The sequence below is a fragment of the Pseudomonas rhodesiae genome, from assembly GCF_007858255.1.
In the GTDB taxonomy this organism is placed as follows: domain Bacteria; phylum Pseudomonadota; class Gammaproteobacteria; order Pseudomonadales; family Pseudomonadaceae; genus Aquipseudomonas; species Aquipseudomonas rhodesiae.
Genome location: NZ_VFEU01000005.1, coordinates 96,891 through 116,798, shown reverse-complemented (window position 1 = coordinate 116,798; position 19,908 = coordinate 96,891). Strand labels below are relative to the sequence as shown.

Sequence of the window (19,908 nt, the reverse complement as noted above, 5' to 3'; positions counted from 1 at the left end):
TTCAGAGAATGAAAAAACAGTTGCCTGGCCGGATTGGCAACCTCAGGAGTAAGCACTAGAGTATGCGCGCGCAAAACGGGGATCAGTCGTTCGCACATCGCTGTCGCGTTTATTACGAGGACACCGATGCCGGCGGCATCGTTTATTACGTCAATTACCTTAAGTTCATGGAGCGGGCTCGAACCGAGCGGCTACGGGAGCTGGGCTTTGCCCAATCCCAGCTGGCAGGGGAGGACCTGTTATTCGTCGTGCATTCCAGCGAGGCGCGTTATCACGCCTCGGCGCGACTGGATGATGAACTGCTGGTTAGCGCTGAAGTCATCGAATTGAACCGTGCCAGCCTGCGCTTCAAACAGCAGGTCAGGCGGGCAACGGATGCAACGCTGCTCTGTGAGGGGCAGTTTTTGGTGGCGTGTGTACGCACCAACAGTTTGAAACCTCGGGCCATTCCCGAAACTCTACGTGTGGCCTTTGCCGCCGTGAGCGGCGCGGGTAAACAATCAAAGCAGGAGATTTAGCGTGGAACCTACCGTCGTCGACCATTCCTCCATGTGGAGCCTGGTCAGCAATGCCAGTGTTGTGGTTCAACTGGTCATGCTGACCCTGGTAGCCGCATCGGTTACCTCTTGGGTCATGATTTTTCAGCGCAGCAACCTGCTGCGTGCCGGTCGACGTGCCCTGGAGAGCTTTGAAGAGCGCTTCTGGTCGGGTATCGACCTGTCCAAGCTCTATCGCCAGGCCGGCAGCAACCCGGACCCGGATTCGGGTGTGGAGCAGATCTTCCGTGCTGGCTTCAAGGAATTCTCCCGTCTGCGCCAGCAGCCAGGCGTAGACCCGGAAGCGGTGATGGAAGGCGTGGCTCGCGCCATGCGCGTCGCCATTTCCCGCGAAGAAGAGAAGCTTGAGCAGAGCCTGCCTTTTCTTGCCACCGTGGGTTCCGTCAGCCCGTATATCGGCCTGTTCGGTACGGTGTGGGGGATCATGAACTCCTTCCGTGGTCTGGCCCAGGCTCAACAAGCGACCCTGGCCACCGTGGCCCCCGGTATCGCCGAAGCCCTGATCGCCACTGCAATCGGTCTGTTTGCCGCCATCCCTGCGGTGATCGCCTATAACCGCTTTGCCGCACGCGGCGAGAACCTGATTGGCCGTTACTACACCTTCGCCGATGAATTCCAGGCGATCCTGCACCGTAAAGTGCACACCAGCGAAGAATAAGCAGGTACCTCCCGATGGCTTTAATCACTCGAGCTCGAACCAAGCGCAAGCCGGTCGCCGAGATGAACGTAGTGCCTTACATCGACGTGATGCTGGTGCTGCTGGTGATCTTCATGGTGACCGCGCCGATGCTCAACCAGGGTGTGAAGGTTGATCTGCCCAAGGTTTCCAGCGAAGCCTTGCCGCAAGACAACAATACTCAGGTGCTGACCATTTCGATCAAGTCCGACAAGACCTATTACTGGAACCTTGGCAGCGAAGTCGACACTCAGAAGCAACAGGACAAGGCCCTGACGTTGCCGGCGATGACCGATGCGGTGACCAAGATCATTCGCGCCGGTAACGAAGGTGGCAAGCACACCCAAGTATTCATCCGCGGTGACAAAGCAGTCGACTATGGTTCCGTCATGGGCGCCATGGGCGGGCTGCAGAAGGCCGGCGTCGGTAACGTTGGCTTGATTACCGAGGCGCCCTGATGCACCAACAGCGAGAGCCGTCCGCCTCGGAAAGCTACTTCTGGCCAAGCGTTTGGGCGATTGCCCTGCACGTCCTGGTCTTCGGCATGCTGTTCGTCAGCTTTGCCATGACCCCTGACCTGCCGCCAGCCAAGCCTATCGTGCAGGCGACCCTGTATCAGCTGAAATCGAAAAGTCAGGCCACTACCCAGACCAATCAGAAGATTGCGGGTGAGGCGCAGAAGTCGGCCGCGCGTCAGACTGAAGTCGAGCAGATGGAACAGAAGAAGGTCGAGCAGGAAGCGGTGAAGGCTGCTGCGGAACAAAAGAAAGAAGAGGCGGCTCAAAAGGCCGAGGAATCGAAAAAGGCAGACGAAGCCAAGAAGGCCGACGAGGCGAAAAAGGCTGATGAAGCCAAAAAAGCCGAGAAAGCTGCCGAAGCCAAGAAGGCCGAAGAGAAACAATTGGCTGATATAGCCAAGAAGAAAGCTGAAGAAGAAGCCAAGAAAGCTGCCGAAGAAGAGGCCAAGAAAAAGGCCGCTGAGGAAGCCAAGAAGAAGATAGTCGAAGACGCGAAGAAGAAAGCCGCCGAAGACGCCAAGAAAAAAGCTGAAGCAGACGAGGCGAAGAAAAAAGTCGCCGACGAAGCGAAGAAGAAAGCTGCCGCCGATGCCCAGAAGAAAAAGGCTCAGGAAGCAGCGCGTAAATCCGCCGAAGAGAAAAAGGCCCAGGCCTTGGCAGATTTGCTTTCCGACACGCCGCAGCGTCAGCAAGCCTTGGCCGATGAGCGTGGCGATGAAGTAGCGGGCAGTTTCGACGACCTGATTCGGGCGCGGGCAGCAGAAGGCTGGACACGTCCACCTTCGGCACGCAAAGGCATGACAGTAGTACTGCAGATCGGCATGTTGCCGGACGGTACGGTGACTTCGGTCAGCGTGGCCAAGTCCAGTGGTGACGGTTCGTTCGACAGTTCGGCGGTTGCCGCGGTCAAGAACATTGGCCGGTTGACCGAGATGCAGGGAATGAAACCAAGCGACTTCGCTCCCTATCGTTCATTCAAGATGACATTCACACCTGAGGATCTAGCCTTGTGAGAAACCTTCTTCGAGGAATGCTTGTCGTTATTTGCTGTATGGCAGGGATAGCGACGGCGGATGAAAAGAACATCCTGGTTACCAGCGGTAGCGATCGGGCCACTCCGATCGCGGTAGTGCCGTTCGGTTGGCAAGGCGGCAGTGTATTGCCGGACGACATGGCACAGATCGTCAGTGACGACCTGCGCAACTCCGGTTATTACGCGCCAATTCCAAAAGGCAACATGATCAGCCAGCCAAACCAGGCCAGCGAAGTCGTGTTCCGTGACTGGAAAGCCGTTGGCGCCCAGTACCTGATGGTCGGCAACATTGTGCCGGCCGGCGGCCGCTTGCAAATCACCTACGCGTTGTTCAACGTGGCAACGGAGCAGCAGGTCCTGACCGGCAGCGTGTCGGGCACCACCGAACAATTGCGTGACATGGCCCACTACATTTCGGACCAGTCGTTTGAAAAGCTCACCGGCATCAAAGGTGCTTTCTCTACGCGTCTGCTCTATGTAACGGCTGAACGCTTCTCGGTAGATAACACGCGCTACACCCTGCAACGTTCGGACTACGACGGTGCGCGGGCAGTGACCTTGCTGCAATCGCGCGAGCCGATTCTGTCGCCGCGCTTCGCACCGGACGGCAAGCGTATTGCCTATGTGTCCTTCGAGCAGAAGCGTCCACGTATCTTTGTGCAGCATATCGATACCGGTCGCCGTGAGCAGATCACCAACTTCGAAGGCCTTAACGGCGCGCCTGCCTGGTCACCGGATGGCTCGCGCCTGGCGTTTGTGCTGTCTAAAGATGGCAATCCGGATATCTACGTGATGAACATGGCTTCGCGTCAGATCACCCGTGTTACCAGCGGCCCGGGCATCAATACCGAACCGTTCTGGGGCAAGGATGGCTCGACCATCTACTTCACCTCCGATCGTGGCGGTAAGCCACAAATCTACAAGTCCAGTATTGGCGGTGGCGGTGCGGAGCGAGTGACCTTTATCGGTAACTACAACGCCAACCCTAAACTGTCGGCTGATGAAAAGACGTTGGTGATGATTCACCGTCAGGATGGTTTCACTAATTTCCGGGTTGCGGCCCAGGATTTGCAGCGCGGAACCGTAAAAATCCTTACAGATACCAACCTTGATGAGTCAGCTACTGTTGCGCCCAACGGCACCATGGTAATCTACGCCACCCGCCAGCAGGGCCGGGGAGTCTTGATGCTCGTGTCCATTAATGGACGCGTAAGGCTCCCGCTTCCTACCGCACAAGGCGAAGTCAGAGAACCATCCTGGTCCCCTTACCTGAACTGACGCGGCGCTACAAAAAGATTTGCTTAACACACTGGGGTTCATTAGGAGTTTCACGATGGAAATGCTGAAGTTTGGTAAGTTTGCTGCTCTGGCTCTGGCTCTGTCCGTAGCCGTTGGTTGCTCGTCCAAAGGCGGCGACAATGCCGGTGAAGGCGCAGCTGTTGATCCAAACGCTGGTTATGGCGCTAACACTGGTGCAGTTGACGGCTCCCTGAGCGAAGAAGCTGCTCTGCGCGCGATCACTACTTTCTACTTCGAATACGACAGTTCGGACCTGAAGCCAGAAGCCATGCGCGCTCTGGACGTTCACGCGAAGGACCTGAAAGCTAACGGCGCTCGCGTTGTTCTGGAAGGTAACACCGACGAACGTGGTACTCGTGAGTACAACATGGCACTGGGCGAGCGTCGTGCTAAAGCCGTTCAACGCTACCTGGTCCTGCAAGGCGTTTCGCCAGCTCAGCTGGAACTGGTTTCCTACGGTAAAGAGCGTCCAGTTGCTACTGGCCACGACGAGCAGTCCTGGGCTCAAAACCGTCGCGTCGAACTGCGTAAGTAATTCGTCATGCGAACGTGCCGTCGTGCTCTAACTGTATTGGCTCTCAGCTTCGCACCGCTTGCGGTGTGGGCTGCGGTTCCTGTGGAAGATAGCAACTCTGGCTATAACAATAGCGGGAGCAGTTATCCGCCAGCGGGTTATGGCACGAACGGCGCCTATGCTGGGGGGGCGGCAACGTCCGCGCCCTCGGCACAGGGCGAACTGTTCAACCAGCTGCAACGCATGCAGGATCAACTTGCGCAGCAACAAGGCGCGATTGAAGTTCTGCAGAATCAAGTGAACCAGCTCAAGCAAGAAGGCCTGGAGCGATACCAGGATCTTGATCGACGTATAGGAGCCGGCGTTACACCTGCCGCTACTCCTGATAATTCTTCTGCCGGTGGCGCGCCAAGCGCTGCTGCCGGTGGTGCAGCAGCCGGGGCGGCCGCTAGCCAAGCCCCCGCCGCCAGCAGCGAACCGGGTGACCCAGCGAAGGAAAAGCTCTATTACGATGCTGCCTTCGACCTGATCAAAGCCAAGGACTTCGATAAAGCCAGCCAGGCTTTTACCGCATTTCTGCGCAAATACCCCAACAGCCAATATGCGGGCAACGCTCAGTACTGGCTTGGCGAAGTCAACCTCGCCAAGGGTGATTTGCAAGGTGCCGGCCAGGCATTTGCCAAGGTCAGTCAGCTGTACCCCAAGCACGCCAAGGTGCCGGACTCGCTGTATAAGCTGGCTGACGTAGAGCGCCGCCTGGGTCATACCGACAAGGTCAAAGGCATTCTGCAGCAAGTAGTGGCCCAATATCCTGGGACGTCTGCTGCCCAGTTGGCTCAACGCGACCTGCAACGCTTGTAAGCGAAGCGGCCCGTTTAGAAGAAACCCGCGCCTGGCGCGGGTTTTTTCGTTAGAATCCACGCCCTTTTATGAAACACGCTTCTTGGGGTCTACGCGTTGGCGGGGTTCCTGGAAGTGCCTGACGGAGGCGGACAGCCTGTTTAGCTGTTACGCCCGTGGCGACTATGCAAGACACATTACGCATTACCGAAGTTTTTTACTCGTTACAGGGTGAAACGCGAACCGCAGGCCTGCCTACTGTATTTGTACGGCTGACAGGTTGCCCTCTGCGTTGCCAATACTGTGACAGCGCTTACGCCTTCAGTGGCGGCACCGTGCGTACCCTCGACGATATCCTGGAGCAGGTGGCAGGTTTCAAGCCCCGTTACGTCTGCGTGACGGGCGGTGAGCCCCTGGCACAGCCCAATGCCATCCCGTTGCTCAAGCAGCTGTGTGACGCAGGTTATGAAGTGTCTCTGGAAACCAGCGGCGCCCTGGACATCTCTGCGGTCGATCCTCGCGTGAGCCGCGTGGTCGACCTCAAAACTCCGGATTCAAAAGAGGCGCATCGCAACCGCTACGAGAATATGGATCTGCTGAGCGTCAACGATCAGGTCAAGTTCGTGATTTGTTCTCGTGATGACTACGATTGGGCAGTATCAAAGCTGATTCAGTATGGTCTTGAGCGGCGCGCAGGTGAGGTGCTGTTCTCCCCAAGCCACCATGACCTGAATGCCCGTGACCTGGCCGACTGGATAGTGGCAGACAATCTGCCGGTGCGCTTGCAGCTGCAGCTCCATAAATACCTGTGGAACGACGAGCCGGGTCGTTGAAATTCAGCTTCTCGGACTCGGCCTTGGTGGGTTGTATGGGGCTTGCAAATAGCCTGAATCACGGCGATAAGGTGTTTTTTCTGATTTATTTTAAATAAAGTGTTGAATAGTCCTTAGAAATCAGTATTATACGCGCCACCACACAGCGGGTCGTTAGCTCAGTTGGTAGAGCAGTTGGCTTTTAACCAATTGGTCGTAGGTTCGAATCCCACACGACCCACCATTTTTAGCGGTTTAGAAAATCCGGAAGGCCCACGTAAGTGAGGATTTCCGGGTTTTTTTTTGCCTGCGATTTGGGGGGGCGGACGGAGTCGGAAAGGTTTGAAAAGCCTATTCAAACTGTCGGACATGCAGCCGTCTGACCCGAACAGTAGTGGCGGCTTTTGGTGATGTCAATATGGATGGAGCCGCTGCTGTAGCGTTTTCAGCGATTTGAGGTAAGTCTGTCAGGGCTGGCATCAATGAGCGTAAGGAAAATTCCTCAACGATTGTCAGGCTTAGGTGCTGACAACCTTCCTACACTCAAAACGATGGGATTGGGCGCACGTTAATGTGCTCATGAAGGGAGGCTCTAACGCTCATTCGTTCTTTTGTGGAATATTTTGGGTAACCCAGCTTCGGATGTACTCCAGTACCTCGTGTGCACCTTCGATGGTCTCTGCCAATTCGATAGGGCGCTTACCTCCCAGATAGTCATTAGGCTGTTCCAGCCATTTGAATGCAGCAGAGCGACTTCCCCTTACCTGAATAGCTTGATCTACGATTTTTATCAGAAGGTCGGGTTGTGCGTACCAAGAGTTCGGCTTCACAGTCGGGTGCTTTCCAGGGATGACTCTAGGCAGCTGACATGTGGCGAGTTCGTTGAGATTGATGTGGTGGCGTGTCCAGTGTGCGAATTTCACCAAATCAGTGTTGGGGTACCGTTGCTGATTGGTGGTTGGCACAACAAGTCCGATCAGCGTGTTGGTATGGGTTCTGATCATTCGCAGTGCTGGTGCGATGTCAGTGTCGTTGGTGACAATCACCGCCTGGTCGATCTGATCCGTAATCGCATCGTGGTAGGCGTGTAACGCAAGGTTCACGTCACTTTGCTTTTCCTCGAACTTCCAAGCCAGCAGTTCCTGGCACTCCCTTGGCTGGCGATTTGGGAGTTCGGCGTCGACAATTTTGACCTTGATTCTGTTAACCGCGTAGTAGCCCTCGATCAATTCAATGCGGCCGGAATAGAGTTTTCGCAGGGCCGTGTGATATCGGGCTTGTGAAGATACAGAATCGACTGACTTGGCGATTGACTCAAGAATTTTGGCCGTGAAGAAAAGAATCGACGGGCTTTCAACGAGTTCAGACCTCCGTGTTTGGCCATGCCGGTCTTTTACCAGAACAGACGGAAGGATTTGGGATTCGAAGAGCTGAAGCATGTCCAGCCACTTGTAAGGTGTGCCTTTCAGGCAGCCGTAGTAAAAGTTGTAGCCGTCGATGTAAACGCGCGTGCGCAGAGGGGCTGATTCAGGCGTTCCCTGCATTTCTTGTACTCCGGAAACGAAAAAACCGGCTTTCGCCGGCTTTTTCCCCCTCCAACCAGATGGTCGAGCCACACTGATCATGAGGGTTAGTTGTTGGGCAAATTATTGCGTATCCGACTGCGTGGCGCAACATGGATTGATCAAATTTGATGGGTCGACTCTGCAGCACTGTGTATCGAAGGGACTGGGTCAACTCAACCCCGGCTATAACTTTTCATGCCGGTCATTCCGCTCATTAGCGTGAACATCATTGATGATTCCATGCTTTCCTCATTGGATGGCGATGGTAGCCCTAAGTCCTCCCACCAGGTACCCGGTCCATCCCAGCTCAGTTCGTGACTGAGCCCGGTGCCTGTAGGCAGCATGGCCTGATCAATTGTGTATCGTTCTGAATCCAGGCTCTCAACGTGTGTTAAAAGCTTGTAACCGCTTGTCTCTGCCAGCGTTTGTGGTGGTGGAAGCACCGGACTTTCACACAGCTCAGGTTCGTGTGCGATCAACAATGGTGGAGATTCTGCCTCGGGCAGTTCTACAGCGATGATCTCTTCTTCGGGTGCGCTCACCGGTATTCGATCATCCACACGACGTTCTATCCTGGTCGTGCCCTGACCCATGCTCCGCTCTTGCATGACTGCGCGCATATGGTCGTAATCAGTCTCGATGTACCCCAAGGTCGTCGCGACGTTTGAGTGGTTCAGCAGGCTTTTGGTGATGTGGATGTTGCGTTCCGGTTGCCTCATCAGATCCGTTGCCAGCGTGTGCCGAAATCGATGTGGAGTCATTTTTGTTCCGAACCGATTGATCAGCTTGCGATACATGGCTTCAACCTGGTCGGTGTTCATGGTCTTCCGGCGGTAGTGTTGAGAAAAACGATTTACATTGAAAAGTTGATCGTCAGCTTCAAATCCAACCTGTTCTGCCGCGTCCATCACCGCTCTGATATGGGGTTCAAGATCACCCGTGATAGGGATTGAGTACTCGCGATGAGTCTTCTCTGTGTCTGCGTCCACCAGCAGTAAACGTTTGTCCCACTTCACGTCCTTGTAGCGCACGCTAAGTAGCGCGTTCAGACGAATGCCGCTTTGATAAAAGAGTTCAAATACTGCCAGCCAGAACCATGCGGGCGTGATCGTGCTGCGCTTTTTGCTAATGCGTTCTTCCACCACCCAAGTCGTTAGCCGCAACGTTCGGTCCACGGCTGCCGGCAAGCAGTGTTCGTTGCAGGATCAGGGCTTTCTCAAGCACGTCAGACAGGGCGACCTCAGGAGCCAGCCTTCGGGCGAGCACGTCCTGATCCCGTTCGTCTTTCAGGGCGGCAGTTACGCTTCGTGTAATTGGCAGTGAGTTACTACTCGCGGCATTGAGGTTTTCGAGCGATAGCGTTTTGCTGCCCGACAGCAGCTCTTGCAGCGCTTTCAGCTTGGTATCGTAAGTTTCTTGAATCAGTGGGGTGAGACCAACACCCGCAGCGGTAACCGTCGGTGGGCAGTTGTCACAGGTTTGTTGCTGTTGTTCCCCTAGCACTCGGTTGGCGAACGCGCTCGCTTCCTGAGGGGAGGACCAGACACTGCATACTAAGCCGCTACCACAGCTGAATTCGCGAGCAGCGAGCATATTGGGTTGTAGAGGTGAGACAACCAGGTCTAGGGCGAGCACCATCTCAAGCATGGCCGACCTGGCGCCCTGAGTGTCGATCAGCACCAGATTGAAATGATCCTTGAAAGCAGGCACCCCGCGAATACCAGATTAGGCTTTTGAATCCATTCGATATTCTGTAGCCTTGCCCAGCTTCAGTTTCACCCGTGCTTGATGAACACAATCACTTCGTCCGGCGGTGCCCGAAGGGCTCCAGAGCCGGTGGTACACTCGACTTTCGCGCTTCTGCGCCTGCAGGTCTTGCGAACAATGACGCACATTTCCGAACGCTTACTGGTTCAAGCCCATCTCGACGCCAAGCAGCCTAAGGCTCTGAGCGCCGAAGAAGAGGCGAGCCTGCGTACCGCCATCGCCGCTGAGCTCAAAGCTCAAGACGCGGTACTGGTTGCCCACTTCTACTGCGATCCGGTGATTCAGGCCCTGGCCGAAGAGACCGGTGGCTGTGTCTCCGACTCCCTGGAAATGGCTCGCTTCGGCGCCGCGCACCCGGCCAAGACCGTGCTAGTTGCCGGCGTGCGTTTCATGGGGGAGACGGCCAAGATCCTTACACCTGAAAAACGCATTCTCATGCCTACGCTTGAAGCGACCTGCTCTTTGGACCTGGGCTGCCCGGTCGATGAGTTTTCGGCGTTTTGCGATCAGCATCCCGAGCGTACCGTGGTGGTGTACGCCAATACCTCGGCTGCGGTGAAGGCGCGGGCTGATTGGGTGGTGACGTCCAGCTGTGCGCTGGAAATTGTCGAGAGTCTGATGGACAACGGTGAAACCATCATCTGGGGCCCGGATAAACATCTGGGCACCTACATCCAGCGCCAGACCGGCGCCGACATGCTGCTGTGGGATGGTGCCTGCATCGTCCATGAGGAGTTCAAGTCCAAGCAGTTGGAAGATATGAAGGCGCTGTACCCGGATGCAGCCATCCTGGTGCACCCGGAGTCTCCCACGTCGGTGATCGAGCTGGCCGATGCGGTGGGCTCCACCAGTCAACTGATTGCCGCCGCGCAGCGTTTGCCGAACAAGACTTTCATCGTGGCGACCGACCGCGGGATCTTCTACAAGATGCAGCAGCTATGCCCGGACAAGGTCTTCGTAGAAGCGCCTACGGCCGGCAACGGTGCGGCATGTCGCAGTTGCGCACACTGCCCGTGGATGGCCATGAATACGCTGGAGCGCACGCTGCAGTGCCTGCGTGAGGGCAGCAACGAGATCTTCGTCGAACCGTCGGTGATCCCACAGGCTGTGAGACCGCTTAAGCGCATGCTGGATTTTACTCAGGCTGCGCGCCTGAAGCTGGCCGGTAACGCATAGTCGAGCTCGGTAAAAAACGTGGGAGGGTACGCCCCTCCCACCTGTTGATCTGTACCAGGCACGGGGTTATTTTTTCTGCTTCGGAATCCGCACCAACTGCGTATCCGAATAGATGTCATGCCAGCTGCGTTTCTGCTTGTCGAACAGCGACCAGAGAAACCCGAGCCCCACGCACAACCACGACGCAATCGACACCACAAAGCGCAGCAACGCTTGCCACAGGCTGATCCGCGAGCCGTCGGCGTTCTGCACGCGTACGCCCCACACCTGCATGCCCAGGGTCTGACCGGAATGGGTCCAGAACTTGGCGAAGAACCCAAACAGTACAAACAACAGAATCGTCGACAGCAGTGGGTCGCCATCCAAGGCGCCCGATTCGGTCAGCGTGCGCATCCTGGCTTCGCCCACGAACGCGATCCAGATCAGTTTGTAGATAAACGCGGTGACGATCATCAGGGCTGTGCACAACAGGAAGTCATAGAACATCGTTGCCAAACGACGGCCCAGGCCAACGGCGGGAAATTCGCCTTGGGGGCTCAGCAGGGGTTTGGACATGGCAGGGCTCTCGGAAGGAAAAGGCCATTTTACGGAATTGCGCCCATAAAAAAGCCCCTGATGTCATATCAGGGGCTTTTTGTCGCAGAGGAATCAGCCTTCTGCTTGAACTTCGTCAGCCTGCATGCCTTTTTGGCCTTGCACCGCAACGAAGGTCACTTTCTGGCCTTCTTTCAGGCTCTTGAAGCCGTTGCCCTGAATAGCGCGGAAATGCACGAACAGATCCGGACCGCTTTCTGGAGTGATAAAACCAAACCCTTTCTCGTCGTTAAACCACTTGACGGTACCGCTCTGACGTTCAGCCATTTTCTTATTTCCTTGACGCTAAAAAATTAATGACAGCCCCTTTCACGCGAAAGAGTACTGGGCTGGGTTGCAGGAAAGTAAGAGACGTCGAACGGGTTGTAGCAAAACTACTTCAGCTACTGCCCAGGTCCAGGTTCCAAGCGACCCATGCAAACACAGTGGGCAAACTCTACGCCAACTAATACGATAAAAACAAGCCCTGCCGGACGCCCCGCATTGCGCGGGCTGATGACACTTTGTTGAATATAATGGAACTGACTTATTCGATAGTCCTAATCACTTGATATAGGCAGCCGCCAGTCATATTAACTATCGTAAATGCACTGTTTTATGGCGGTCGCGTTACAGTTTAGTGCGCCTTGGCGCGACCGCGTTACTTATAGGAACAGTCAATCAGCCACGGTAGTAACGCTGTGGCACAAATGGCATTTTACTTACACGAAGTGGCACCTTTTTCCCACGCACCAACGCAGAGACTTCTGTATCCAGAGCGGTAAAGGCGCTGTCGAGGTAACCCATGGCCAGTGGGCCGCCCAGGCTTGGGCCGAAGCCGCCGCTGCAGACGCTGCCAATCACGCTGCCGTGTGCGTCGACGATCTCAGCGCCTTCACGTACTGGCGTGCGTTCCTGGGGCAGCAAGCCCACGCGCTTGCGGCTCACGCCAGTCTGTTGCTGGGTGAAGATCCGGTCCGCCCCCGGGAAACCACCGGCGCGGGCACCGTCGGCGCGGCGTGCCTTGGAAATGGCCCATAGCAGGCTGGCCTCGATAGGCGTGGTCTCCGTGTTCATGTCATGACCGTACAGGCACAGGCCGGCTTCCAGACGCAGGGAATCGCGGGCGCCCAGACCGATGGGTTGTACTTCGGTTTCGGCCAGCAGGCTGCGGGCCAGGCTTTCAGCGCTGGCCGCGGGCACGGAAATTTCAAAGCCGTCCTCGCCGGTGTAGCCGGAGCGGCTGACATAGCAATCCACACCCAGCAGGCGCACGGCGGCGAACTGCATAAAGGTCATCTTGGTCACTTCCGGCGCCAGGCGCGCCAGCACCTTCACCGCTGCCGGGCCTTGCAGCGCCAACAGGGCGCGCGCTTCGAACAGCGGCTCGATGGTGCACTGATCACCGATGTGTTGGCGCAGGTGGGCCAGGTCCTGATCCTTGCAGGCCGCATTGACCACCAGGAACAGCTCATCCTTACCCAGATTGGCCACCATCAGGTCATCGAGGATGCCGCCCTGATCGTTGGTGAACATCGCGTAGCGCTGCATGCCCACCGGCAGGTCGATGATGTCGACCGGCACCAAGGTTTCCAGGGCCTTGGCGGCATTGGCGCCACTCAGACGGATCTGACCCATATGGGACACATCGAACAACCCGGCCTGATCACGGGTGTGCTGATGCTCCTTCATGACACCGAGCGGGTATTGCACCGGCATGTCGTACCCGGCGAAGGGCACCATGCGTGCGCCCAGCTCGATATGCAGGGCATGCAGCGGGGTTTTCAATAGGGTTTCGGTGGACATGTTCAGCTCCTGAAAAAACGTGCTGGCGCGCCTTTAGGCGTCAGCACTCGATAATGTTGACCGCCAAACCGCCACGGGCGGTTTCCTTGTATTTGCTTTTCATATCGGCGCCGGTCTGGCGCATGGTGCGGATGACCTTATCGAGGGACACGAAGTGCTGCCCATCACCACGCAAGGCCATGCGCACAGCGTTGATCGCCTTCACCGAGCCCATTGCGTTGCGCTCGATGCAAGGTACTTGCACCAGGCCGCCAATGGGGTCGCAGGTCAGGCCGAGGTTGTGCTCCATGCCGATCTCGGCGGCGTTTTCCACTTGCGAAACGCTGCCGCCCAGCACCTCACACAGTGCGCCGGCGGCCATGGAGCAAGCCACGCCGACCTCACCTTGACAGCCCACCTCGGCGCCGGAGATCGACGCATTTTCCTTGTAAAGAATGCCGATGGCGGCGGCGGTGAGCAGAAAACGCACCACGCCGTCTTCGTTCGCTCCTGGGATAAAGCGCATGTAGTAATGCAGCACCGCCGGAATGATCCCGGCCGCACCGTTGGTGGGCGCTGTGACCACGCGCCCGCCGTTGGCGTTTTCTTCGTTGACCGCCAGGGCGTACAGGTTGACCCAATCAAGCACCGACAAGGGATCGCGCAACGCCGATTCCGGGTTTTTGCACAGTTGACGATGCAGGGCCGCGGCGCGGCGCTTGACCTTCAAACCACCGGGCAAAATGCCTTCGTTACGACAGCCCGCGTCGACACAGTCCTGCATGACCTGCCAGATTTTCAGCAGGCCGGCCCGGGTTTCCGCCTCTGGACGCCATGCGCTTTCGTTAGTCAGCATCACTTGGCTGATGGACAATCCGTACGTCGCACAATGCCCAAGCAGGTCCTTGGCGCTCTTGAATGGAAAGGTCAGGGGCGTGGCGTCTTCGACAATCCGGTCAGCGCCGGCGGCACCTTCATCCACCACGAAGCCACCGCCGACTGAGTAGTACTCGCGGCTGCGGATCTGCAGGCCGGCGGCGTCGAAGGCGCGGAAGATCATGCCATTGGGATGATAGGCGAGGGGCTTGCGGATCATCGCCAGGTGTTCTTTCTCGTTGAACGCAATGCTGTGTTCGCCGAGCAGGTTCAAGCGACCGGCGCTGCGCATCTGCGCCAGGCGCGTGGCCACGGTTTCGGTGTTCACGGTGTCCGGGTGTTCGCCTTCCAGGCCCAGCAGCACGGCTTTGTCGCTGCCGTGGCCTTTGCCGGTGGCGCCGAGGGAGCCATAGAGTTCCACCTTGACGTGAGTGGTGGCGCTCAACAGCGCGTCACGCTTGAGCCCCTCGACGAATCGAGCGGCGGCGCGCATCGGGCCGACGGTATGGGAACTGGAGGGGCCGATGCCAATCTTGAACAGGTCGAACACGCTTAAAGACATGAGTGGTTCTCCGGTTTCTTGTTATAGGAGCAGCGGCAAGCGGCAAGCCACAAGCGGCAAGAAAGAGCCATTCGGCTTTTAACTTGCAGCTCGTAGCTTGCCGCTTCCAACTGCTTTAGGCATAAAGCTCGATCGACGGGCACGCACACACCAGGTTGCGATCGCCAAACACGTTGTCGACCCGGCCCACCGGCGGCCAGTACTTGCTTTCGATCAACGATGCAACCGGGTACACCGCCTGTTCACGGCTGTACGGATGGCTCCATTCACCCACCAGTTCGGCGGCGGTGTGCGGGGCGTTTTTCAGTGGGTTGTCGTCTTTATCCAGGGTGCCGTTTTCCACCGCGCGGATTTCTTCGCGGATGGCAATCATCGCGTCGCAGAAGCGATCCAGTTCTTCCTTGGATTCGCTTTCGGTCGGTTCGATCATCAGGGTACCCGCCACCGGGAACGACATGGTCGGGGCATGGAAGCCGAAGTCGATCAGACGCTTGGCCACGTCATCCACGCTGATACCGCTGCTGTCCTTGAGCGGGCGCAGGTCCAGGATGCACTCGTGTGCCACCAGGCCGTTGCTGCCGGTGTACAGCACGGGGTAGTGCTCTTCGAGGCGACGGGAAATGTAGTTGGCGTTCAGGATCGCCAGTTGTGACGCGCGCTTGAGGCCCGCGCCGCCCATCATGCTGATGTACATCCAAGTGATCGGCAGGATGCTCGCGCTGCCGAATGGCGCCGCGCACACCGCGCCTTCCTTGCGCTCCATGGCCGCATGGCCCGGCAGGAAAGGCGTGAGGTGCGATTTGACGCCAATCGGGCCAACACCTGGGCCGCCACCGCCGTGGGGGATGCAGAAGGTCTTGTGCAGGTTCAGGTGGGACACGTCGCCGCCGAACTTGCCCGGCGCGCACAGGCCCACCATGGCGTTCATGTTGGCGCCGTCGATGTACACCTGGCCGCCGTTGTCGTGGATGATCCCGCAGATTTCGCGGATGCCTTCTTCGAACACGCCGTGGGTGGACGGGTAGGTGATCATCAGCGCGGCCAGGTGCTCGCGGTGCTCGATCGCTTTGGCGCGCAGGTCTTCGATGTCCACGTTGCCACGGGCGTCGCAGGCGGTGACGACCACGCGCATGCCGGCCATGTTGGCGGTGGCTGGGTTGGTGCCGTGGGCGGACGAGGGGATCAGGCAGATATCGCGACGGGCTTCGCCACGGCTCTGGTGGTAAGCACGGATCGCCAGCAGCCCGGCGTATTCGCCTTGGGAACCAGCGTTCGGTTGCAAGGAGATGGCGTCATAACCGGTGGCCGCGCAGAGCATGGCTTCCAGGTCGGCGGTCAGTTGCTGGTAACCGGCGCTTTGTTCGGTTGGGGCGAACGGGTGCAGGGCGCCGAACTCGGCCCAGGTCACCGGGATCATTTCGCTGGCGGCGTTGAGCTTCATGGTGCACGAGCCCAACGGAATCATGGTGCGGTCCAGCGCCAGGTCCTTGTCGGCCAGTTTGCGCAGGTAGCGCATCAGCTCGGTTTCGGAGTGGTAACGGTTGAACACTGGGTGGCTGAGGATCGGCGATTGACGCAGCAGCGCCGCCGGCAGGCAGCTGTCGGCTTGGGCGTCGAAAGCGGGCAGGGCCTTGCCGTCGGCGAAGATCGCCCACAGGGCCTGGATATCGGCCTGGGTAGTGGTTTCATCGACCGACAGACCAACCCGCTCAGCGTCGACCACGCGCAGGTTGATGCGCTGGGCGCGGGCCTTGTCGTGCAGGGCAGCGGTGGCGGCGCCGGTGTTGAGGGTCAGGGTATCGAAGAACTGCGTTTGCTCGACCTTCACGCCCAGCGCGCTCAGGCCTTTGGCGAGGATGGCGGTCAACTGGTGAATGCGTTGGGCGATCTGCGTCAGGCCTTTGGGGCCGTGGTACACCGCGTACATGCTGGCGATGTTGGCCAGCAGCACTTGAGCGGTGCAGATGTTGGACGTGGCTTTCTCGCGGCGGATGTGCTGCTCGCGGGTCTGCATGGCCAAACGCAGGGCCGGCTTGCCGAAACGGTCAACGGACACGCCCACCAGACGGCCTGGCATATCGCGCTTGAACGCATCCTTGGTGGAGAAATAGGCCGCATGCGGGCCACCGAAGCCCAGCGGCACGCCGAAGCGTTGTGCGCTGCCGATGGCCACGTCGGCGCCGAATTCACCCGGTGGGGTCAACAGGGTCAGGGCCAGCAAGTCGGCGGCCACGGCCACCAGGGCGTTGGCGGCATGGAAGCGCTCGGTGAGTTCGCGGTAGTCGAACACATCGCCATTGCTGGCCGGGTATTGCAGCAGGGCGCCGAAGAATGGGCTGAAGTCACTCAGTTCGCGCTCATCGCCCACCACCACGTCGATGCCCAATGGCTCGGCACGGGTGCGCAACACGTCGAGGGTCTGCGGGTGGCTGTGGATCGAGGCGAAGAAGGCATTGCTGCCTTTGTTCTTGCTCAGGCGTTTGCAGAAGGTCATGGCCTCGGCGGCGGCGGTGGCTTCGTCGAGCAGGGATGCGTTGGCGATCGGCAGGCCGGTGAGGTCGCTGATCAGGGTCTGGAAGTTCAACAGCGCTTCCAGGCGGCCTTGGGAAATCTCCGGCTGGTAAGGGGTGTAGGCGGTATACCAGGCCGGGTTTTCCAGGAGGTTGCGCAGGATCGGTGCCGGCGTGTGGCAGTTGTAGTAGCCCTGGCCGATGTAGGTCTTGAACAGTTGGTTCTGGCTGGCGATGGCTTTGATCCGCGCCAGCGCCTCGGCTTCGCTCAGGCCGTCTTCCAGGCCGAGCACGCTGGTGCCCTTGATGCTTTCCGGGATCACGCTGGCGCTCAGGGCTTCCAGGGAGTCAAAGCCCAGGCTGGCGAGCATGTGTTGCTCGTCTGCCTGGCGCGGGCCGATATGGCGGGCGATGAATTCGTTGGCGGTGGTCAGATTAACGGTCATGGCGTGCTCCTCAGGCTTCGGCGTTGGCTTTGATCAGGCGGTCGTACGCGTCCTGATCCAACAGCGTAGTCACTGCATTTGCATCGGCCGGTTTAAAGCGGAAGAACCAGCCATCGCCCATCGGGTCTTCGTTGACCAGCTCCGGGCTTTCGCTGAGCTTGTCGTTCACTTCCAGCACTTCACCGTCCAACGGCATGTACACGCCGCTGGCGGCTTTGACCGATTCCACGGTGGAGGCTTCGTCGCCCTTGGTGTAGGCCTGCAGCTCTGGCAGTTGCACGTAAACCACATCACCCAGTGCGTTCTGTGCGAAAGCGGTGATGCCCACGGTGACGCTGCCGTCGGCTTCGGCGCGCAGCCATTCGTGATCTTCAGTAAAACGCAACTCGCTCATGCAAACTCCTCAGGGCCAGAATTCGTCTGGTGGACGGAATGGGAACAGTGGCAGTTGCTTAGCAAAATCGCGGCCAATGTTATTTAGATCATATAAATCAATGGGTTATAAAAAATTGACGGTATGAGGAGTGCCTGAGGTGTAGCGATTTCGATACAGCTAGGCCCTTGAAAAAAAGCCTATGTGGATCAAAGCCTTGCATGGCGCGCAAAAAGCAGGGTTGTAGTGATATCGTTACGCTGTAGCGCTTTCGGTACAGTGGATGTCGTTCTCAGACCAAACCTTGGCAGTGCATTCAATGTGGGAGGGGGCTTGCCCCCGATGACTACCGATCAGCCAACTAACCTGTGACTGGCCCACCGCCATCGGGGGCAAGCCCCCTCCCACAATGTCTGTGTTTCACAGCCGAATCCCATCCACCTGTTCAGGGCTTGTTGGGAATACCGTACTTACGCAATCGATGGGCGATGGCTGTGTGCGAGGTGTGCAGACGGCTGGCCAGTTGGCGAGTCGAGGGGTAGCTGGTGTAGAGCTTTTCCAACAGGTCGCGCTCGAAGTCTTCCACGGCCTGTTCCAGGCTGTCGATTTCCACGTCGCTCCGGCGCGCCACCGAGGTGCCGGCGATGTCCAGGTCGCCGATGTCCACCAGGCTGCTTTCGCAAATGGCTGCGGCACGAAAGATCACGTTCTGCAATTGGCGTACGTTGCCCGGCCAGCGGTTGCCCAGCAGCGCCGGGTAGGTGCCTGGCGCCAGGCGGCACACCGGGCGCTGGATCTGCGCGCAGGCCTGCTGCATGAAGTAGCGCGCCAGCAGCAGGATGTCCTGGCCGCGCGCGCGCAGGGGCGGCACTTCCACGTTGAGCACATTGAGGCGGTAAAACAGGTCTTCGCGGAAGGTGCCTTCGCTGACCATTTTTTCCAAGTCGCGGTGGGTGGCGCTGAGGATGCGCACGTTGACCTTCACCTCACGGTCGCCGCCGACCCGGCGGAAGCTGCCGTCATTGAGAAAACGCAGCAGTTTGGCCTGCAGGTACGGCGACATTTCGCCGATTTCATCCAGGAACACCGTGCCCTGGTTGGCCAGTTCCATCAGGCCCGGTTTGCCGCCGCGTTGGGCGCCGGTAAAGGCACCCGGTGCGTAACCGAACAGCTCGCTCTCGGCGAGGTTTTCCGGCAGCGCCGCGCAATTCAAGGCCAGGAACGGTGCACTGGCGCGTGCGCTGATGGCGTGGCAGGCGCGGGCCACCAGCTCTTTGCCGGTGCCGGTTTCACCCTGGATCAGCAACGGTGCATCCAGCGCCGCCACCCTTTGCGCGCGGGCCTTGAGGGTGCGGATCACCGGGGACTCGCCAAGCAGCGCATCGAAGCCCTCTGCATGGTCGTGGTGCAGGGCCGACAGCTGTTCGCCGATACGGTTGGGCTGGTAGAGGGTGAGCAGGGCGCCGGCATCGGTGATCGGCGTGGCGTCGAGCAACCAGGTCTGGCCGTTCACGCTGATCTCGCGCAGCGGCAGGCGAAAGCCCTGTTCCAGCAGGGTTTCCAGCAAGGCCGGGTCATTGAATAGCGCGCTGATGCTTTCGCCGGCCGGTTCGCGGCCGTACAGCGCGATCAACGCCGGATTGGCCAGCAGGATCTTGCCCGCACTGTCCACGGCCAGCACCGGGGCGGTCATGGCGGCCAACAGGGCATCCAATTGCAGGTGACGGCGTTGGCCAGGGAGGATGTCCACTACGGTCACCGCCTGCACGCCGTGCACGCTGAACAGGGCGTCGCGCAATTCTTCCAGCACTTCGGCGCTCAACGTCGGTGCATCGATATAGACGTTGGGCGGCACCATCTCCACCGCATCCAGATTCAGATTGCGCCCACCCAGCAGGGCCAGGACTTCCTGGGTGATGCCGACGCGGTCGATGAAGCTGACGTGGATACGCATGGGATGGCGTTGGGTTCTGGGATGCGGAGGGTGCCAAGTATGCCTTGCAGGCGATAGAGATCAAACTGTGGG

Annotated in this window: 18 protein-coding genes, 1 tRNA gene and 1 pseudogene; 10 read left to right on the top strand and 10 right to left on the bottom strand. The window is 58.4% G+C overall.

Translation table 11 applies throughout. The features are described 5' to 3' along the window. Positions 1 to 62 precede the first annotated feature (62 nt). The 9 genes from ybgC to FIV35_RS09510 all read left to right on the top strand — a co-directional run bounded on the left by ybgC (position 63) and on the right by FIV35_RS09510 (position 6,493). Complete coding sequence (gene ybgC / locus FIV35_RS09550) at positions 63 to 518, top strand: tol-pal system-associated acyl-CoA thioesterase (protein ID WP_034139131.1); 456 nt, start codon at positions 63 to 65, stop codon at positions 516 to 518. A 1-nt stretch (position 519) separates the two neighbouring features. Further along, a complete protein-coding gene (gene tolQ / locus FIV35_RS09545; RefSeq protein WP_010208111.1) occupies positions 520 to 1,215 on the top strand; it encodes a protein TolQ in 696 nt (231 codons plus the stop codon). Positions 1,216 to 1,238: 23 nt separating this feature from the next. Continuing rightward, a complete protein-coding gene (gene tolR, locus FIV35_RS09540; protein WP_162276712.1) occupies positions 1,239 to 1,691 on the top strand; it encodes a protein TolR in 453 nt (150 codons plus the stop codon). Continuing rightward, on the top strand, positions 1,691 to 2,764 hold the full coding sequence (gene tolA / locus FIV35_RS09535) for a cell envelope integrity protein TolA (protein WP_034139130.1): 1,074 nt from the start codon (positions 1,691 to 1,693) through the stop codon (positions 2,762 to 2,764). The genes tolR and tolA overlap by 1 nt, the downstream gene beginning before the upstream one ends. A gap of 17 nt (positions 2,765 to 2,781) precedes the next feature. Then, on the top strand, positions 2,782 to 4,062 hold the full coding sequence (gene tolB / locus FIV35_RS09530; RefSeq protein WP_034100158.1) for a Tol-Pal system beta propeller repeat protein TolB: 1,281 nt from the start codon (positions 2,782 to 2,784) through the stop codon (positions 4,060 to 4,062). A gap of 55 nt (positions 4,063 to 4,117) precedes the next feature. Next, on the top strand, positions 4,118 to 4,618 hold the full coding sequence (pal, locus tag FIV35_RS09525; RefSeq protein WP_034100156.1) for a peptidoglycan-associated lipoprotein Pal: 501 nt from the start codon (positions 4,118 to 4,120) through the stop codon (positions 4,616 to 4,618). Positions 4,619 to 4,624: 6 nt separating this feature from the next. Further along, positions 4,625 to 5,458: a tol-pal system protein YbgF gene (gene ybgF / locus FIV35_RS09520; RefSeq protein WP_034100154.1), complete on the top strand. Its 834-nt coding sequence runs from the start codon at positions 4,625 to 4,627 to the stop codon at positions 5,456 to 5,458. Positions 5,459 to 5,622: 164 nt separating this feature from the next. Next, positions 5,623 to 6,270 carry a 7-carboxy-7-deazaguanine synthase QueE gene (gene queE, locus FIV35_RS09515; protein WP_034139129.1) on the top strand — a complete coding sequence of 216 codons (648 nt, stop codon included), beginning with the start codon at positions 5,623 to 5,625 and terminating at the stop codon, positions 6,268 to 6,270. A gap of 147 nt (positions 6,271 to 6,417) precedes the next feature. Beyond that, a tRNA-Lys gene (locus FIV35_RS09510) sits at positions 6,418 to 6,493 on the top strand. Between the two features lie 355 nt (positions 6,494 to 6,848). Here the strand turns inward: FIV35_RS09510 and FIV35_RS09505 are convergent. The 3 genes and pseudogenes from FIV35_RS09505 to FIV35_RS09495 form a co-directional block, all read right to left on the bottom strand. Then, positions 6,849 to 7,793 (bottom strand): antitoxin Xre/MbcA/ParS toxin-binding domain-containing protein, encoded by a 945-nt coding sequence (locus FIV35_RS09505; RefSeq protein ID WP_034139128.1) that lies wholly within the window; start codon positions 7,791 to 7,793, stop codon positions 6,849 to 6,851. 194 nt (positions 7,794 to 7,987) lie between these two features. Then, positions 7,988 to 8,956, bottom strand: coding sequence for a site-specific integrase (locus FIV35_RS30255; RefSeq protein WP_377731799.1), 969 nt, complete (start codon positions 8,954 to 8,956; stop codon positions 7,988 to 7,990). Between the two features lie 4 nt (positions 8,957 to 8,960). Continuing rightward, a pseudogene (locus tag FIV35_RS09495) lies at positions 8,961 to 9,386 on the bottom strand (integrating conjugative element protein); the annotation flags it as partial. 312 nt (positions 9,387 to 9,698) lie between these two features. Here FIV35_RS09495 and nadA point away from each other — a divergent pair. Beyond that, on the top strand, positions 9,699 to 10,757 hold the full coding sequence (gene nadA / locus FIV35_RS09490; protein ID WP_034100151.1) for a quinolinate synthase NadA: 1,059 nt from the start codon (positions 9,699 to 9,701) through the stop codon (positions 10,755 to 10,757). 66 nt (positions 10,758 to 10,823) lie between these two features. On the opposite strand, the gene FIV35_RS09485 is transcribed toward nadA, so the two are convergent. The 7 genes from FIV35_RS09485 to FIV35_RS09455 all read right to left on the bottom strand — a co-directional run bounded on the left by FIV35_RS09485 (position 10,824) and on the right by FIV35_RS09455 (position 19,836). Then, positions 10,824 to 11,312 (bottom strand): RDD family protein, encoded by a 489-nt coding sequence (locus FIV35_RS09485; protein WP_034139127.1) that lies wholly within the window; start codon positions 11,310 to 11,312, stop codon positions 10,824 to 10,826. 93 nt (positions 11,313 to 11,405) lie between these two features. Then, on the bottom strand, positions 11,406 to 11,618 hold the full coding sequence (locus FIV35_RS09480; protein ID WP_003365337.1) for a cold-shock protein: 213 nt from the start codon (positions 11,616 to 11,618) through the stop codon (positions 11,406 to 11,408). 393 nt (positions 11,619 to 12,011) lie between these two features. Then, positions 12,012 to 13,136: a glycine cleavage system aminomethyltransferase GcvT gene (gene gcvT, locus FIV35_RS09475; protein ID WP_034139126.1), complete on the bottom strand. Its 1,125-nt coding sequence runs from the start codon at positions 13,134 to 13,136 to the stop codon at positions 12,012 to 12,014. Between the two features lie 40 nt (positions 13,137 to 13,176). After that, a complete protein-coding gene (locus FIV35_RS09470; protein WP_034139125.1) occupies positions 13,177 to 14,553 on the bottom strand; it encodes an L-serine ammonia-lyase in 1,377 nt (458 codons plus the stop codon). Positions 14,554 to 14,668: 115 nt separating this feature from the next. Further along, complete coding sequence (gcvP, locus tag FIV35_RS09465; RefSeq protein ID WP_034139124.1) at positions 14,669 to 17,509, bottom strand: aminomethyl-transferring glycine dehydrogenase; 2,841 nt, start codon at positions 17,507 to 17,509, stop codon at positions 14,669 to 14,671. A 10-nt stretch (positions 17,510 to 17,519) separates the two neighbouring features. Then, positions 17,520 to 17,903 carry a glycine cleavage system protein GcvH gene (gene gcvH / locus FIV35_RS09460; protein ID WP_034139123.1) on the bottom strand — a complete coding sequence of 128 codons (384 nt, stop codon included), beginning with the start codon at positions 17,901 to 17,903 and terminating at the stop codon, positions 17,520 to 17,522. A gap of 424 nt (positions 17,904 to 18,327) precedes the next feature. Then, positions 18,328 to 19,836 carry a sigma-54-dependent transcriptional regulator gene (locus FIV35_RS09455; RefSeq protein ID WP_034139122.1) on the bottom strand — a complete coding sequence of 503 codons (1,509 nt, stop codon included), beginning with the start codon at positions 19,834 to 19,836 and terminating at the stop codon, positions 18,328 to 18,330. Positions 19,837 to 19,908 lie beyond the last annotated feature (72 nt).